General features: G+C 67.8%; 13 protein-coding genes. 4 read left to right on the forward strand and 9 right to left on the reverse strand.

Annotation, left to right across the window (positions count from 1 at the left end):
- Nucleotides 1-7: 7 nt before the first annotated feature.
- Complete coding sequence (locus ACO07K_RS19080; protein WP_422030585.1) at nucleotides 8-421, forward strand: MAPEG family protein; 414 nt, start codon at nucleotides 8-10, stop codon at nucleotides 419-421.
- On the opposite strand, the gene ACO07K_RS19085 is transcribed toward ACO07K_RS19080, so the two are convergent.
- Nucleotides 418-3,921 (reverse strand): FAD-dependent oxidoreductase, encoded by a 3,504-nt coding sequence (locus ACO07K_RS19085; RefSeq protein WP_422030587.1) that lies wholly within the window; start codon nucleotides 3,919-3,921, stop codon nucleotides 418-420. The genes ACO07K_RS19080 and ACO07K_RS19085 overlap by 4 nt on opposite strands.
- 104 nt (nucleotides 3,922-4,025) lie before the next feature.
- Between ACO07K_RS19085 and ACO07K_RS19090 the strand changes: the two genes are divergently transcribed.
- Nucleotides 4,026-5,057 (forward strand): COX15/CtaA family protein, encoded by a 1,032-nt coding sequence (locus tag ACO07K_RS19090; RefSeq protein WP_422030589.1) that lies wholly within the window; start codon nucleotides 4,026-4,028, stop codon nucleotides 5,055-5,057.
- Nucleotide 5,058: 1 nt separating this feature from the next.
- Here ACO07K_RS19090 and ACO07K_RS19095 read toward each other — a convergent pair whose 3' ends face one another.
- From ACO07K_RS19095 to ACO07K_RS19105, 3 genes are read right to left on the reverse strand one after another with little or no spacing between them, the layout of a single operon-like run.
- The gene (locus ACO07K_RS19095; RefSeq protein ID WP_422030590.1) at nucleotides 5,059-5,895 is read right to left on the reverse strand and encodes a 4-(cytidine 5'-diphospho)-2-C-methyl-D-erythritol kinase; all 837 of its coding nucleotides are present in this window, start codon (nucleotides 5,893-5,895) and stop codon (nucleotides 5,059-5,061) included.
- Nucleotides 5,896-5,911: 16 nt separating this feature from the next.
- Nucleotides 5,912-7,702, reverse strand: coding sequence for a tetratricopeptide repeat protein (locus tag ACO07K_RS19100; protein ID WP_422030592.1), 1,791 nt, complete (start codon nucleotides 7,700-7,702; stop codon nucleotides 5,912-5,914).
- A gap of 5 nt (nucleotides 7,703-7,707) precedes the next feature.
- A complete protein-coding gene (locus tag ACO07K_RS19105) occupies nucleotides 7,708-9,363 on the reverse strand; it encodes an electron transfer flavoprotein-ubiquinone oxidoreductase (protein ID WP_422030593.1) in 1,656 nt (551 codons plus the stop codon).
- Between the two features lie 117 nt (nucleotides 9,364-9,480).
- Here ACO07K_RS19105 and ACO07K_RS19110 point away from each other — a divergent pair, with 117 nt between their 5' ends.
- Both ACO07K_RS19110 and ACO07K_RS19115 read left to right on the forward strand, forming a co-directional pair.
- Entirely contained in the window at nucleotides 9,481-10,509 is a 1,029-nt protein-coding gene (locus tag ACO07K_RS19110; protein WP_422030595.1) for a homoserine O-acetyltransferase family protein, read from the forward strand.
- Nucleotides 10,506-11,366 (forward strand): uracil-DNA glycosylase, encoded by an 861-nt coding sequence (locus tag ACO07K_RS19115; protein WP_422030597.1) that lies wholly within the window; start codon nucleotides 10,506-10,508, stop codon nucleotides 11,364-11,366. The genes ACO07K_RS19110 and ACO07K_RS19115 overlap by 4 nt, the downstream gene beginning before the upstream one ends.
- A 4-nt stretch (nucleotides 11,367-11,370) precedes the next feature.
- Here ACO07K_RS19115 and ACO07K_RS19120 read toward each other — a convergent pair whose 3' ends face one another.
- The 5 genes from ACO07K_RS19120 to ACO07K_RS19140 form a co-directional block, all read right to left on the reverse strand.
- Nucleotides 11,371-11,634, reverse strand: coding sequence for a hypothetical protein (locus ACO07K_RS19120; RefSeq protein WP_422030599.1), 264 nt, complete (start codon nucleotides 11,632-11,634; stop codon nucleotides 11,371-11,373).
- Nucleotides 11,635-11,679: 45 nt separating this feature from the next.
- Nucleotides 11,680-11,901 carry an addiction module protein gene (locus tag ACO07K_RS19125; RefSeq protein WP_422030601.1) on the reverse strand — a complete coding sequence of 74 codons (222 nt, stop codon included), beginning with the start codon at nucleotides 11,899-11,901 and terminating at the stop codon, nucleotides 11,680-11,682.
- A gap of 326 nt (nucleotides 11,902-12,227) precedes the next feature.
- Entirely contained in the window at nucleotides 12,228-12,647 is a 420-nt protein-coding gene (locus tag ACO07K_RS19130) for a GNAT family N-acetyltransferase (protein WP_422030603.1), read from the reverse strand.
- Nucleotides 12,648-12,664: 17 nt separating this feature from the next.
- Entirely contained in the window at nucleotides 12,665-13,633 is a 969-nt protein-coding gene (locus ACO07K_RS19135) for a 2-dehydropantoate 2-reductase (protein ID WP_422030605.1), read from the reverse strand.
- A 10-nt stretch (nucleotides 13,634-13,643) separates the two neighbouring features.
- On the reverse strand, nucleotides 13,644-15,176 hold the full coding sequence (locus tag ACO07K_RS19140; protein ID WP_422030607.1) for an acyl--CoA ligase: 1,533 nt from the start codon (nucleotides 15,174-15,176) through the stop codon (nucleotides 13,644-13,646).
- Nucleotide 15,177: the final 1 nt, after the last annotated feature.

Raw genomic sequence — 15,177 nt, forward strand, 5'->3', positions numbered from 1 at the left:
ATCCTTCATGGCAATGCCGGCCCTGCCGTTCGTCACCGCCTTCTATGCCGGCCTCACCGGCCTTCTCTGTGTGTTGCTCGCGTCCCTGGTGATCCGTCAGCGCTTCCGGAGCCGGGTCAGCCTCGGCGATGGCGGCGATGCCGAGATGAGCCGCATGAGCCGTGTCTTCGGGAACTTCGCCGAATACGCCGCGCTGGTGCTGGTCCTGCTGGCGCTGCTCGAAATCTGCGGTGCCTCGCGGGTACTGGTCCATACGCTGGGCATCGGCTTCATCGTCGCCCGCCTGGCACATGCCTTCGGCCTCGCCCGCACGGCCGACACCAATCCCGGCCGGGCGGGCGGCATCGTGCTCACGCTGCTCGTGATCGTCGTGGCGTCGATCGCCCTGCTGGTGATCGTGGCGCGGAAGATCTTCGTCTAGCCGCGCACCCCGAGCTGCCGGAGCGTCCTGTCGATCCACAGGGCGCCGATCTTTTCCTGCACGGAGTTCTGGCGCAGGCGCTGGCGCAGGTTGTTGAAATCGACCAGGTCGAGTCGCTGGTCCTGGTTGAAGCAGGAGAAGACCACCGTCTCCTTGCCGGTCTCCGGATCCCTGTGGAGCTGCAGGCACTGGGCGCAGATCTCCTTCATCATGCATTGCATGGGGGAGTTGATCGAGCCGAAGGCCACGTGCTCGGGCTTGAGGTACGGCTTCAAGGCGGCATGCCGCGCCAGGCGCACCGCGTTCATCATGCCGTCGGAGCCGATGGCCACGATGCGATCGGCGGCACTGTAGGGAATCGGCTGGTCGCCGAGTTCGCCCGACGCGTAAAGGCGCATCGCCTCGACGATGTTGGTGACGACCGACTTGTCCTGCGGCCGGCCCGGTTCGAAGCCCGGCGCCTCGTCGCAGCACCAGACGACGACGTCGGCCGCCGCCTCGATCTCCTCGACCTTGTAGCGGTCGATCATGCGCTTGTAGCCGGCGAAGTAGAGCACCTTGCTGCCGGCCTTGCGGAAGGCCTGGCCGATCGAGAAGAGCACGGCGTTGCCGAGGCCGCCGCCCACCAGCACCACGGTCTCACCCGGCTCGATCTCGGTCGGCGCGCCGGTCGGCCCCATCACGATCACCGGCTCGCCGGGCTTCAGCATCGCGCAGAGGTCGGAGGAGCCCCCCATCTCCAGCGCGATCATCGACAGCAGGCCCTTGTCCTTGTCGACCCACGCACCGGTGAGCGCGAGGCCCTCCATGGTGAGGAGCGTGCCCTCGGCCCGCAGCGAGCGCGCTTCGTAATTCTGCAGGCGATAGAACTGGCCGGGCTCGAAATTGCGAGCGGCGGCCGGCGCCTCGACGATGACTTCGATGATGGTGGGCGTCAGCCGGTCGACTCGGACCACGCGGGCACGCCAAGACCGGTTGGCCTCGTCGAGAATCTCCGCCGGCGTGCGCCGGGACGGCGGCAGCGCCGTCATCGCCCGCGTCAGCACTGGATAGCCCTGCTTGGCCCCGCCCATCGCCTTCACGACGTTGCCGGCGAACGAGGGATGCAGATCGCCGAAGAACGACATGAAGCGGTCGTCGGCGTGGCGGTACATCAGCACGCGCACGTCGCCCGGCTTGCAGACGCGCTCGGGAGTCACTTGATTGCCGGCCTCGTCGAGGGCGCGGAAATACTTGCCGTCGATGAAGGCATGGGTCGCGTCTTCCCGCGCCAGCACCGTGTTGGGCTGCGTGCCCGCGGCGACGAGGATGGTGCGGGCCGGCAGGGTCGCCTCGACCGCGACACCGTTCTGCTCGCCGGCGACCTTGAGCGCTCTCGCCTGTCCCGCCGCGTCGATCTCGACCGCGACGGGTGACAGGCCCTCGACGAAGCGGATGTCTTCCTCGAGCGCCTTGAGCACTTCCTCATGGTTCAACGTATAGGACGGCGAATCGATCAGCCGGCGGCGATAGACGAGAGACACGCCGCCCCAGCCGTTGACCAGCTTGGCGATCGCAGGCTCGCGGCCCTCGCGCGCCGCCCGTTCGCGCTCCGCCCGGATCGCACGGGCGTGGGCGAGGAACTCCTGGGCGATCTCGCGCTCCTCGGGCGACCAGTTCGCGCCCACCGCGGCCTCGCCGCGCTCGGCGACCAGCGTCTCGTGGCGGACGAGGAACTTCTCGACCTGCAGCGGATAGTAGGCGAGCGATTCGGTTGCGGTATCGATTGCGGTCAGGCCGCCGCCGATCACCACCACCGGCAGGCGGATCTGCAGGTTCGCAATGGACTCCTTCTTGGCCGCGCCCGTGAGCTGGAGTGCCATCAGGAAGTCCGACGCCGCGCGCACGCCGCGGGCCAGGCCGTTGGGCAGGTCGAGCACGGTGGGCTTGCCGGCGCCGGCGCAGAGCGCGATGTGGTCGAAGCCCATCGCGAAGGCGCTCTCGACCGTCACCGTCCCGCCGAAGCGCACACCGCCGAACATCGAGAACTGCGCGCGCCGCTCCAGCAGCAGCCGCACCATCTTCAGGTAGTTCTTGTCCCAGCGCACCGTGATGCCGTACTCGGCGACACCGCCGAAGCCCGCCATCGCCCGCTCGCCGAGATTCTCACGCAAGCTCGCTGCGTCCTTGACCGCCGCGAAGGGCACGCGCGTGCCGTCCATGGTAACGCCCGACTGCGTCTCGGGCAGAGGCTCGATCTTCAGCCCGTCGATGCCGACCACGGTGTGGCCGTCATTCATCAGGTGATGCGCCAGGTTGAAGCCCGCGGGACCGAGACCGACCACCAGCACGGTGCGTCCCGTGGAGGGACGCGGAATGGGACGGCGCAGGTTGAGCGGATTCCAGCGCGTCAGCAGCGAGTAGATCTCGAAGCCCCACGGCAGGCCCAGCACGTCCTTCAGGGTGCGGGTCTCGATCTGCGGGATGTCGACCGGTTCCTGCTTCTGGTAGATGCAGGCCTTCATGCAGTCGTTGCAGATGCGGTGGCCGGTGGCCGCCAGCAGCGGATTGTCGACCGCGGCCATCGCCAGCGCCCCGATGGAGAATCCCTCGCTCTTCAGCAGGTTCATCTCCGAGATCTTCTCTTCGAGCGGACAGCCCGCGAGCGTGACACCGAACGGCGACTTCTGGAACGCGCCGGTCTTGCGATCCTTGAGACCGCGCGAGCAGCTATCCTTGCCCTGGTTGTGGCACCAGATGCAGTAGTTGGCGTGGTCGAGGGCGCGCACCAGATCGAAGCCCTGGTCGGTCAGGGCAAAGCCCTCGCGATGGCGCAGCATCGGCCGCGGCAGCTTCATGCGCGTGACGCCATCGACGATCTCGGTCTCGATCGGCACGAGATGCTCGAAATCCAGTTTGTGCGGCACCTTGAACAGCGGCCCGTCCTGGTGTCGGCGCTTGCCCTCGGGGTGGTGCAACGCCCAGGCGGCGTAGCGTGTGAGGGCCTCGACCTCGGGCGTCGGCGCCTCGACCTTGAACTCGGCTCCGATCAGCTCGCGAACGGCCAGCGCGAAGGCCAGTTCCCAGGCTTCGAGGCCGGCCTCGAAGGTGACCGGCAGGTTCACGGCGGCCGTGACGGCGGCGCCGTCGAGGGCGGCCGCGACCTCTGGCTTGAGGGTGCGGGTGACGTAGCGCTGCACGAACAGGCGCTTGCAGTCGTAGAGCGGTGCCAGGCGCCTGTGGCGGGCGCGCAGGTCGGCCGCTTCGACAGCCACGCCAAAGAGAGACCCGATGAAATCCTCGAGCGGCCGCGCCAGCTCGATCAGAAGATTGGACTCGTCCTTCGCGGCCATCGCGTCTGGCGCGGCCCGCGCCGCCAGCAAGCGGGCATGGACGCCGACATTCGCATCCTTGAGCCACTCGACGAAGGCGGCGTCTAATCCGACCAGGCCTTCGCGATCGTAGAAATCACTGAAGCTCGACCCGAAGGTGACCGGCGGGGCCAGCGGGGACGCAGTCATTGCGATGTTCCGGAACGATGGATGAAAATTGTTCGTATGCGAACCGTTAAACAAGGCGGACGGCGAGCGCAAGACGCCCGATGACGACGCCCTTCGCGACATTTATGCCTGATGACGGCGGCCGCCGCTTCGCCCATGTTCCGGCGGCCATGCAGCAAGTCCCCGCCTCCGTGCGCCAGTGGCTGATCGTCGTCGCCGGCATGATCTTCTTCATGATCGTGATCGGCGCGCTGACGCGGCTCACCGAATCGGGCCTCTCGATGGTCGAGTGGCGGCCGGTCACCGGCTGGCTGCCGCCGCTTTCGGATGCGGCGTGGCAGGCCGAGCTGCAGAAGTATCTGTCCTCGCCGCAGGGCCGCCTGGTGAACCGCGACTTCACCGTGCCCGAGTTCCGCGAGATCTTCTGGCTGGAGTACATCCACCGCCTCTGGGGTCGGCTGATCGGTCTCGTCTTCGCCCTGCCGCTGGCCTGGTTCTGGTGGCGCGGCGCCCTCACCCCCTACCTCAAGCCCCGCCTCCTGGCGCTGCTCGTGCTGGGCGGCCTGCAAGGTGCGATGGGCTGGGCGATGGTGGCCTCGGGTCTCGTGGACAGGCCTTCGGTCAGCCACTACCGCCTCGCCGCGCACCTGCTGCTCGCGATCGTCCTCTACGCCTACACGGTCTGGCTGATCCTCGAACTCACGCCCGGCGGCGTGCGCCGCGACGACGCCAGGACCGCGCGCAAGGCGACGGCGCTGATCGCCTTCCTGCTGGTCGTGCTGGTCTGGGGCGCCTTCATGGCCGGCCTGCGCGCCGGCACCGCGCACAGCACCTTCCCCGACATGTCGGGCTACTGGATCCCGCCCGGCCTGTTCGACCTCTCGCCGGCGTGGATCAACCTCTTCGAGAACGGCACGACCATCCAGTTCGTGCATCGCTGGCTGGCGAAGCTGCTGGTGCTGGGCGTGCTGGTCATGGCCTGGCGGGCACCGCGCTCGGAGACGCTTGCAGCGGCCGGCATGGCCTTCGTGCAGCTCGGGCTCGGGGTTGCCACCATCCTGAGCGGCGTCAGCATCCCGATCGCCACGCTCCACCAGGCAGGCGCGGTCCTTCTCCTGACGACCCTCCTGGTCGTACGGCACCGCGCCAAGGCGTAGGTCAGCCCAGGCGGCCGGCGTGCCGCCACCAGGACGCGGGAAGTAACGAGGCCGCACGCTCTGCTTCCGCGAGCGAGCCGTAGAGCGCGAAACAAGTCGCCCCACTGCCGCTCATCGCGACATGGGCGGCGCCCTCGCTGCGCTGCAAGTGGTCGAGGACGTCCGCAACCTCCGGCCGGAGCGAGATCGCGGCCTGCGTCAGATCGTTGCCGCGCCGCCCGAGGTCGTGCGCCAGATCGGCCAGATCGCGCCAGCCGCTGCCGAGCGGCCGCGCCGGCGAGAAGCTTCCCTGGCGGGCGGCGAAGACGGCGGGCGTGGGCAGGGCCACCCCGGGATTGACCAGCAGGATGGCGCAGGGCGGCAGGGCGGGAACGGGGGCGAGACACTCGCCAATGCCGGTCGCCAGGGCCGGCCGCCCGGCAAGGCACATCGGCACGTCGGCGCCCAACACGGCGGCGAGATCGAAAAGCTCCTCCTGGGGCATGGCCACGCGCCACAGGTCGATCAAGGCCAGGAGCGCCGCCGCAGCGTCGGCCGAACCGCCGCCCAGGCCGGCCGCCACGGGAATGCGCTTGGTCAGACGCAGCGCGGCGCGCGGCGCCACGCCGGCCCGCCCGGCCAACAGGCGCGCCGCCTTCAGGACGAGATTGTCCGGATCACCTTCGAGCGCGGACGCCTCAGGCCCCACCACCTCCAGCGACAAGGTCGACGCAGGCGCGACCTCGAGCTCGTCGGCGAGATCGGTGAAGGCCACCAGCGAGTCGAGCAGATGAAACCCGTCGGCGCGGCGGCCGACGACGTTCAGCCAGAGATTGACCTTGGCCCGCGCGAGCGGCACGCCGCCTGCCCTTCGATCAGCCGCCCTGCTTGCTGTCGGCGGCCTTCTCGTAGACCGTCGGCTTGTCGTTCGACGGGTTCAGGCCGTTGGCGATCTTGTCCTGGATGACCGGCAGACGGTCCTTGTCGGGATTCTGATGCAGCGCGCGCTCCCACTGGAAGCGCGCCTCGCGACGGCGGCCGACATGCCAGTAGGCGTCGCCGAGATGATCGGTGATCGTCGAGTCGTCGCCCTTCTGCTCGGTCGCGCGCTCCAGCCACTCCACCGCCTTCTCGAACTGGCCGAGCCGGTAATAGGCCCAGCCCACGCTGTCGGTGATGGAACCGTCGTCGGGGCGCAGCTCGGTCGCGCGCTCCAGCATCTTCATGCCTTCCTGCAGGTGCAGGCCCTGGTCGATCCAGCTGTAGCCGAGATAGTTCAGCACGTAGGGCTGCTCGGGCGACAGTTCGAGCGCCTTCTTCATGTCGGCCTCGGCCTTGGGCCAGTTCTTGGTGCGCTCGAGCACGATGCCGCGGCCGAAATAGACCTGCCAGTGCCGCTCGTCGGGCTTGCCGAGGCGCGAGATCGCGGTGTCGTAGGCGGCGACCGCCTCGGCGAAACGATCCTTGCCGCGCAACAGGTCGGCCAGGGTCAGGGCCGCGTCGATGCGATCCGGCTTCTCGGCGACCAGCGTCCTGAGGCGGGCGACCGCCTGGTCGAACTTGTCTTCCTGGGCGTCGAGCGCCGCCGTCCGCAGCCTCGCCTGCCAGTAGAGCGGCGACGTCGGAGCGATCTTGCCCAGGGCGGCGACCGCCTTGGGCACCTGGCCGAACTGCTCGTAGACGCCCGCGATCATCAGCCAGGCGAAATCCTGCTCGGGCTTCAGCGCCGTGGCGAGCTGATAGAAGATCAGCGCCAGGTCGGTGCGCTGGTTGCGCGGGTCGGCGGCGAGGATGCCGCCGATGTCGAACAGGATGTCCGCGATCCCCGAGGCCGGCGACGGCGGCTTGGGCATCGGGGCGTTGGGCCCCATAAGCCCGTCCATGACGACGGAGTCGCTGTAGCGCTCGCCATAGGTCTTCAGGATCTCGCGCGCCTCGTCGCCCTTGCCGAGACGGCGCAGGCCATCGGCCACCGCGATGGTGGTGCGCAGGCCATTGCGGTCGAGCGATATGGCGCGGCGGTACTTCGCCTCGGCGGCATCCTTGTCGCCCGCCATCTCGTCGATCTGGGCCTCGATCACCAGCGCCGGCGCTTCGGCACGCTCGCCGGCTGCGGGCTTCAGACGCGATAGAAACGAACGAGCGGCCGCGAAGTCCTTCTCGCCGGCCTTCAGCCAGGCCATCACATATTCGCGCAGCGCGCCCAGCTGGTTCTCGGCGCCGATCTGGGTGAGCCGACGCTCGGCCGCCTTGTAGTCCCCCTTCTTGACCGCCTCGATCGCCATCACGAGGTTGGCGAAACCGTCGCCGGGGCGTGTCGCCAGCACGGCGGGCGCCAGCTCGGCGGCGGAATCGACGCGGCCTGCGTACATGCGCAGGCGGAACACGGCATAGATCAGTTCCGGATCGAGCGGCGTCAGCGCCAGGGCCTGATCCATCTGGTCGGCCGCGGCTTCGTAATCGTGATCCTGCTCGCCCACGCGCGCGGCGAGGTAGCGGCCCTGCAACGAGATCGGGGCCAGCAGCCTCCCCGGCTGGACGGCCGGCGGCCGGGTCGTGGGCGCGCGGGCGCCGCCTTGCGGGGCCGGGCCCTGCTGGGCCTGGCCGGGAAGAGGAAGAGCGAACAGCAGCGCTGCCGAAAGCAGCGCAAAGGGGGTGCGGTTCATCAGGCTCACATGTTGGGGTAATTCGGACCGCCGCCACCTTCGGGCACGGTCCAATCGATGTTCTGCGCAGGATCCTTGATGTCGCAGGTCTTGCAGTGCACGCAGTTCTGGGCGTTGATCTGGAAGCGCGGCTGGCCGTTGTCGGCGGTCACGACCTCGTAGACGCCGGCCGGACAGTAGCGCTGCGCCGGCTCGGCATAGAGCGGCAGGTTGACGGCGATCGGGATCGACGGATCGCGCAGCTTCAGGTGAACCGGCTGATCCTCCTCGTGATTCGTGTTCGACAGGAACACCGAGGAGAGCTTGTCGAACGAGATCACGCCGTCGGGCTTGGGATACTGGATCGGCTGGAACTCGCTGGCCGGACGCAGCGTCTCGTGGTCGGCCTTGTGATGGCGCAGCGTCCACGGCACGCGCAGCCCGAGATCGTGCAGCCACATGTCCATGCCGCCATAGAGGGTGCCCAGCGTGGTGCCCCACTTCAGCGCGGGCTTCACGTTGCGCACCTTGTCGAGGTCCTTCCAGACCCACGACGCCTTCAGCTTCACCGGATAGGCGATCAGCTCGTCGCCGCCGGTCTTGCCACCGGCCAGCGCCTCGAAGGCCGCTTCGGCGGCCAGCATGCCGCTCTTGACCGCGTTATGGCTGCCCTTGATGCGCGGCACGTTGACGAAGCCGGCCGAGCAGCCGATCAGCGCGCCGCCCGGGAAGGTGAGCTTCGGAATCGACTGCAGCCCGCCTTCGTTGATGGCGCGCGAGCCGTAGACCAGCCGCTTGCCGCCCTTGAGATACTTGGCGACGTCGGGATGGGTCTTGAAGCGCTGGAACTCGTCAAACGGCGAGAGATACGGGTTCTCGTAGCTGAGATGCACCACGAGGCCGATGGCGACCAGGTTGTCGCCGAAATGGTACATGAACGAACCGCCCGAGCTGTTCGTCTCCGACAGCGGCCAGCCCTGCGAGTGGACCACCAGGCCCTTGCGGAAGATGGCCGGATCGACCTGCCACAGCTCCTTGATGCCGATGCCGAATTTCTGCGGATCGACACCGTCGCGCAGGTCGAACTTGGCCATCAGCTGCTTGGCCAGCGAGCCGCGCACGCCTTCGCCGATCAGCGTGTACTTGGCGTGCAGCTCCATGCCGGGCGTGTAGCTGTCCTTGTGCTTGCCGTCCTTGCCGACGCCCATGTCGCCGGTCGCGACGCCCTTCACCGAACCGTCCTCGTGGTAGAGCACCTCGGCCGCGGCGAAGCCCGGATAGATCTCGACGCCCAGCTCCTCGGCCTGCTGGCCGAGCCAGCGGCAGACTTCGCCCAGGCTGACGATGTAGTTGCCGTGGTTGTTCATCAGCCGCGGCAGCAGGAAATTGGGGAAGCGGTAGGAGCCGCTCTTGGTCAGGAACAGGAACTGGTCGTCGGTGACCTGGGTCTCGAGCGGCGCGCCCTTCTCCTTCCAGTCGGGAATGAGCTCGTTGAGGCCGATCGGATCGACCACGGCCCCCGACAGGATGTGGGCGCCCAGCTCGGAGCCCTTCTCCAGCACGCAGACCGACACTTCGTGATTGCGCTGGGCGGCGAGCTGCTTCAGGCGAATCGCCGCGGACAGTCCGGCCGGACCGCCACCCACGATCACCACGTCGTATTCCATCGCCTCGCGCGTCATGCTGTATGGCCCTGCAATTCCATTTTCCCGGTGGACGCGCGCCTGTGCGGCGGCAATCCTTTGATTTAGATAGCGTGTCGGGGGCGGGATCGCCACCCGCTGAAAAGGGGATTTCCTGTGCCTGAGTTGAACGATATCGAGAGCAAGACCTTCTCTGCACGCGATTTCCGGCTGGAAAGTGGCAAGACGCTACCCGTCCTCGAACTCGCCTATGAAACCTACGGCACCTTGTCGCCGGCCGGCGACAACGCCATCCTCGTCGTGCACGGCTACACCTCCTCCCATCACGCTGCAGGCAAGAATGCCGTCGGCAAGCACGGGCGCGGTGTGACGGAAGGGTCGGCCGGCTGGTTCGACGGGCTGATCGGGCCGGGCAAGGCGATCGACACCGACCGCCACTTCGTCGTTTCGGTGAACGCGCTGGGCTCGGCGCATGGCAGCTCCGGTCCCAACTCGATCGATCCCGGCACCGGCAAGCCTTATGGCCCGACCTTCCCCGAGATCACCCTGCGCGACATGGTGGCCAGCCAGAAGCTGCTGATTGATTCGCTGGGACTGAAGAGCCTCGTGGCCGTGGTCGGCCCGTCGATGGGCGGCTTCCAGTCGTTCCAGTGGGCGGCGTCCTACCCCGGCTTCATGAAGGGCATCGCGGCGTCCGTCACATCGCCGCGCGCGCCCGGCCGCCTGGGCGGGCTGGAGGCCCTCCAGGCGCGTCTCGCCAGCGATCCGAACTGGAATGGCGGCTGGTACTACGAGAACGGCGGCATTCCGGCCGCGCTGGAGCAGATCCGCTACGAGACGCTCTTGAACTACGGCCAGGGCGAAGCCGAGGCCAAGGTCGCCGCCAAGAGCTGGGCGCAGATCTACGATGGCCATTCGCTGGTCACCCTGCGCCGCGCGATCGACGGGTTCGACATCACCAAGCAGTACGACCGGCTCAAGCAGACCAAGGTCCTCTACGTCATCTCCAAGACCGACAAGCTGTTCGACCTCACCGACTGCGCCGCCCACGCGCTCGACATGCGCAAGGCCGGCGTCGACCTCACCTACGTCGAGATGCCGTCGGACAAGGGCCATATGGCCAGCCATGCCGATGCCGCGATGTGGGCGCCGATCCTCGGCGCCTTCATCAAGAGCCTGGCATGACCGAGGCGGCGTTCGCTCCGCAGGACGCCGCCGCGCTGCTGCGCTGGTACGTCGATCACGGGATCGACGAGACGATCGGCGAGGAAGCGATCGACCGCTTCGCGCTTCCGCCGCCGGCCGCCGTTGCCGCTGCTGCGGCCTCCGCGGCTTCGACACCCGCTTCGTCACCGGCAGCGCCGACACCGATCCGCGCGCCGGCCGCACCGGCGGTCGTGCGCGCGCCCGTGCCGCTGGAATCACCGCAGCTCGCGGAGGATGCGCGCGAGGTCTCGCGCCGGGCGACCACCATCGCCGAACTCGAGGAAGCGGTCCGCGCTTTCGAGGGCTGCGCGCTGAAGCGCACGGCCAAGAACACGGTGTTCGCCGACGGCGTGGCCGGCGCGCCGGTGATGATCGTCGGTGAAGCGCCGGGCGCCGACGAGGACCGGCTCGGCAAGCCGTTCGTGGGCGTCAGCGGCCAGCTCATGGACCGCATGTTTGCCGCCATCGGCATGAGCCGCGAGCGCGATCTCTACATCACCAACATTCTGTTCTGGCGGCCGCCGGGCAACCGCACGCCGACTTTGTCCGAGCAGGCGATTTGCCTCGCCTTCACGCGCCGCCACATCGAGCTGGCAAAGCCCAAGATCGTGGTGCTGGCCGGCGGCACGGCGGTGAAGGCCGTGCTGAACACGACCGAGGGCATCACCCGCCTGCGCGGCAAATGGACGACGCTCACGCTCGACGACGGCAGCGAAGTCCCGGCGCTGCCCACCTTCCATCCCGCCTATCTGCTGCGCACCCCCGCCAGCAAACGCCAGAGCTGGGCCGACCTGCTGTCGCTCGACAAGAGGTTGAAGGATCTGGGCGTTCGCTGAGCCGTCAGCGACGCGCGACAGTGACTCCGATCATTTGCGGATCCCGTCTCAGATCGAGACAAGCGAGAACGACGATGCGGTCCAACTCTTCCAGATAGAAGAGCCCGAACGGAAACCGGCGCAGCGTGGCTCTGCGTATCGGCGCTTCTACGAGTTGATAGAGGCCGGGTGCATCGGAGACGTGCCGCTCGATACGTGCAATCTCATCGAGGAAGACACCGCCCAATCCGCGCCTTTGCCGTTCATACTGCAGGGCAGCTTGAACCACTTCGCGGCTGGCCGCGAGACGGTATACGACCGCTAGCCGCACGGATCACGAGAGGCCAGCTTCGCGACGGATGTCAGCGAGGGTCATTACGGCTTCGTCAGGGTTGGCTCGATAATCCGCCAGCCGGCGGCGCAATTCCTGTCGCTGGACTTCGGTGATGGGGCGGGCAACTTCGGTCTGGGCGACGCTGTCTAGCAAGTCGTAGGCAAGACGCAGGCGCTCGTTGGCGTCGAGCTTCTCAAGTTCCGCCATGAGTACCTTGTTCATCACCGCAACCTAGCGCCGTCATTGCCCCTTGGTAAGGCCCCGGCCACGCCAAGGTGACGAAGACCTCGTAGACGCCGAATGACAGCCGCGCTAGCCGGCACAGTCCTCTGCTGCACCCAGCAGGTGCGCAGCTTGCCGGCCCTTTGGCAGAAATCCTCTCTAACGGACTGATTTGACTGTCTTTTTCGAAACAACTGGCGAGCGACATCGATCCGTCGGCGGTCACCAGGGCCCGAATTCCGGGAGGGTGCGACATCGGCTTCGATTGTTTCGTTTATTTCGTTTGTTTCGTTTATTGGCCGGGATTCCGGCGTCCCGGCGGCCTGCTAGAGGCGCTTCTTCAGGAAGAACTTCTTATGGCCCGGCGGGTAGTCGTCGAGGGTGGCGAAGACCTCGTAGCCGCGCTTCTCGTAGAATGGGCGGGCCTGCCAGGTGTGGGTGTCGAGATGCGCCGAGTGGCAGCCGCGCTGGCGGGCATAGTCCTCGGCGGCGTCCATCAGGCGCGTGGCGTGTCCCTGCCCGCGCAACGCCTCGTCGACCCAGAGGATCGACACGAACAGCCAGTCCGACCAGAGGTAGCCGAGAAGGCCGCCCAGGGTTTCGCCCTTCTCGCCCTTCAGGAAAATCTTGCAGGGATAGTAGTCGGACCTGCCGGTGCGGCTCGCATTGAACGTCGACAGACGGTCGCCCACATAGCCCGCGGCGCGCGCGTTGTCGGGATCGAAGACGAGCTCGACCTTCTCCATTTCAGCGCCTCGTCACCTCAGCGCATCGCGGCGCGCTGGCGGACCAGCGCCAGCACGCTGCGGCCGATCGGCATGTCGACACCGACCCATTCCGCCATCTCGACGACGGCGCCCAGAAGCGCCTCGATCTCGAGCGGCCGGCCGCGTTCGAGGTCCTGCAGCATCGAGGTCTTGTGGGCCCCGACCTCGGCGCCGCCGGCAATGCGCTTGTCGACGTTGATGGCGAACTTCACGCCGAGCTTCTCGGCGACGGCCTGGCCCTCGACCATCAGGGCGCGGCAGACGGCATGCGTGCCGGCATCGCCGATCACCTTGTCGAGCGTCGCCCCGGTCAGCGCGCTGATCGGGTTGAAGGCCATGTTGCCCCAGAGCTTGACCCACAGCTCGTCGCGGATGCGCGGCCGGACCGGCGCCTTGAGGCCGGCCTTGATCAGCAGCTCGGAGAGCTTCGCCGCGCGCTCGCTGCGGCTGCCGTCCGGCTCGCCCAGCGTGAAGCGGTCGCCGTAGGTGTGGTGGATCACGCCGGGCTCGACCACGTCGGCGGCCGGATAGACGATGCTGCCCAGCACCTGCGACGGCGGCAGCGCGGCCGTGAGCGCCCCTTCGGGATCGACCGATTCGATGCGCTTGCCTTCGAACTCGCCGCCCAGCTTGTAGGTGTACCACCAGGGCACGCCGTTGATCGCCGCGACGATCGTGGTGTTCGGCCCGATCAGCGGCTGGAGCTGCGCCATCGCCGGCAGCAGGGAATGGGCCTTCAAGGTCAGGACGAGATAGTCCTGCGGCCCGATCTCCTTCGGATCGGTGGCGACGCGGGGCTCCGTCACCGTCTCCTTGCCCTCGCTCAGCAGGACGAGGCCGCGGGTGCGCAGCGCCTCGCCATGAGCACCGCGCGCCACCACGGTGACGGGCGTGCCGGCCATTTCGAGCTTGGCCGCCATCAGGCCGCCGATCGCACCGGCGCCGAAAACGCAGATCGAGGTCACGGTGCGATCCTCAGGCCTTCGCCTCGCCCAGGCCGAGCTTGGCGGCGAGGCCGATGCGCTGCAGCTTGCCCGTGGCGCCCTTGGGGATCTCGCTCACGAACACGACCTTGCGCGGCACCTTGAAGTCGGCGGCGTGCTTGGCCACGAAGTCACGCAGCTCGCGCTCCGTCGCTTCCTGGCCCGACCGCAGCACGACGACCGCGCCGACATCCTCGCCCAGCATGGGATGCGGGATCGCGAAGGTCACGACCTGCTCGACCGCCGGATGATCCATCAGGATCGTGTCCACCTCGATCGGGCTGATCTTCTCGCCACCGCGATTGATGATCTCCTTGAGGCGCCCCGTCAGGAACAGGTAGCCATCCTCGTCGAAGCGCCCCTGGTCGCCGGTGCGGAACCAGCCATCGGCGAAGGCCTTCAGGTTGGCGTCGGGATTGTTGTCGTAGCCCGCCGTGACGTTCGGCCCCTGGATCACGACCTCGCCGATCGTGCCCTGCGGCAGGAAGTGGCCGGCCTCGTCCATGATGGCGATCTTCGGACCCGCCGGCAGGCCGACGGCGCCCGGCTTGCGCTTGCCCGGGGGCAGCGCATTCGACGCCATCTGATGGCTGGCCTCGGTCATGCCGTAGGCCTCGATCACCGGGCAGTCGAACGCGGCTTCGAGCTCGAGCATGACCTGCGGCGGCAGCGACGCCGACGAGGAGCGGATGAACCGCAGCTTGGCGGCCTTCGCGGCGTCGGCATGGCTGCGCAGGCGCGTGAGGATCGCCTGGTGCATGGTCGGCACCGCCGTGTACCAGGTGGGCTTCACCTCCTCGAGCTGGGCGAAGAAACGCAGCGCGTTGAAGCCCGGCGTGCAGGAGACCGACGCGCCGGCGCCCAGCGACGACAGCGTCGCGGCGATCAGCCCGTGGATGTGGAACAGCGGCATGATGTTCATGCAACGGTCGTTCGGCGTCAGCGCCAGCGACGCCGCGATATGGCGCGCCGAGGCCGCGAGGTTGGCCGTCGACAACGGTACGATCTTGGGCCGCGCCGTCGTGCCCGACGTGTGCAGCACCAGCGCGATCTCGCCGTCGACCGAGGTGCCGGGCCTGGCGGCTTTCGCGGGCTTCAGCGCCGACACGTCGAGCGTGAAGCTGCCGGCCGGACCGTCGGCGGTCGGGATCAGCTCGATGATCGGCACGCCGACCTTCTCGGCCATGCCGCGCACCGGGCTGTCCATGCCCTGCTGCACGATCACGGCCTTGGGCTTCAGATCGTCGAGGTAGAACTCGAACTCGTCGGCGCGATAGGCCGGGTTGAGCGGCGCCGAGCTGGTGCCCGAGGCGACGGCGATGAACGAGGACGCCATCTCCGGCCCGTTGGGCGCCACCATGGCGACCCTGTCACCGCGACCGATGCCGACGGCGTTCAGCGCCGCCAGCGTATCGTCGGTCAGCTTCTTCAGGTCGCCATAGGTGAGCCACGGCCGGCCCGGCGCGCCGATCGCGGGCGCATCGGGCTTGCCCGCCGAGGTGACGTCATAAACGCTCTTGATCATC

The organism is Reyranella sp. (genome assembly GCF_965228225.1).
GTDB lineage: Bacteria > Pseudomonadota > Alphaproteobacteria > Reyranellales > Reyranellaceae > Reyranella.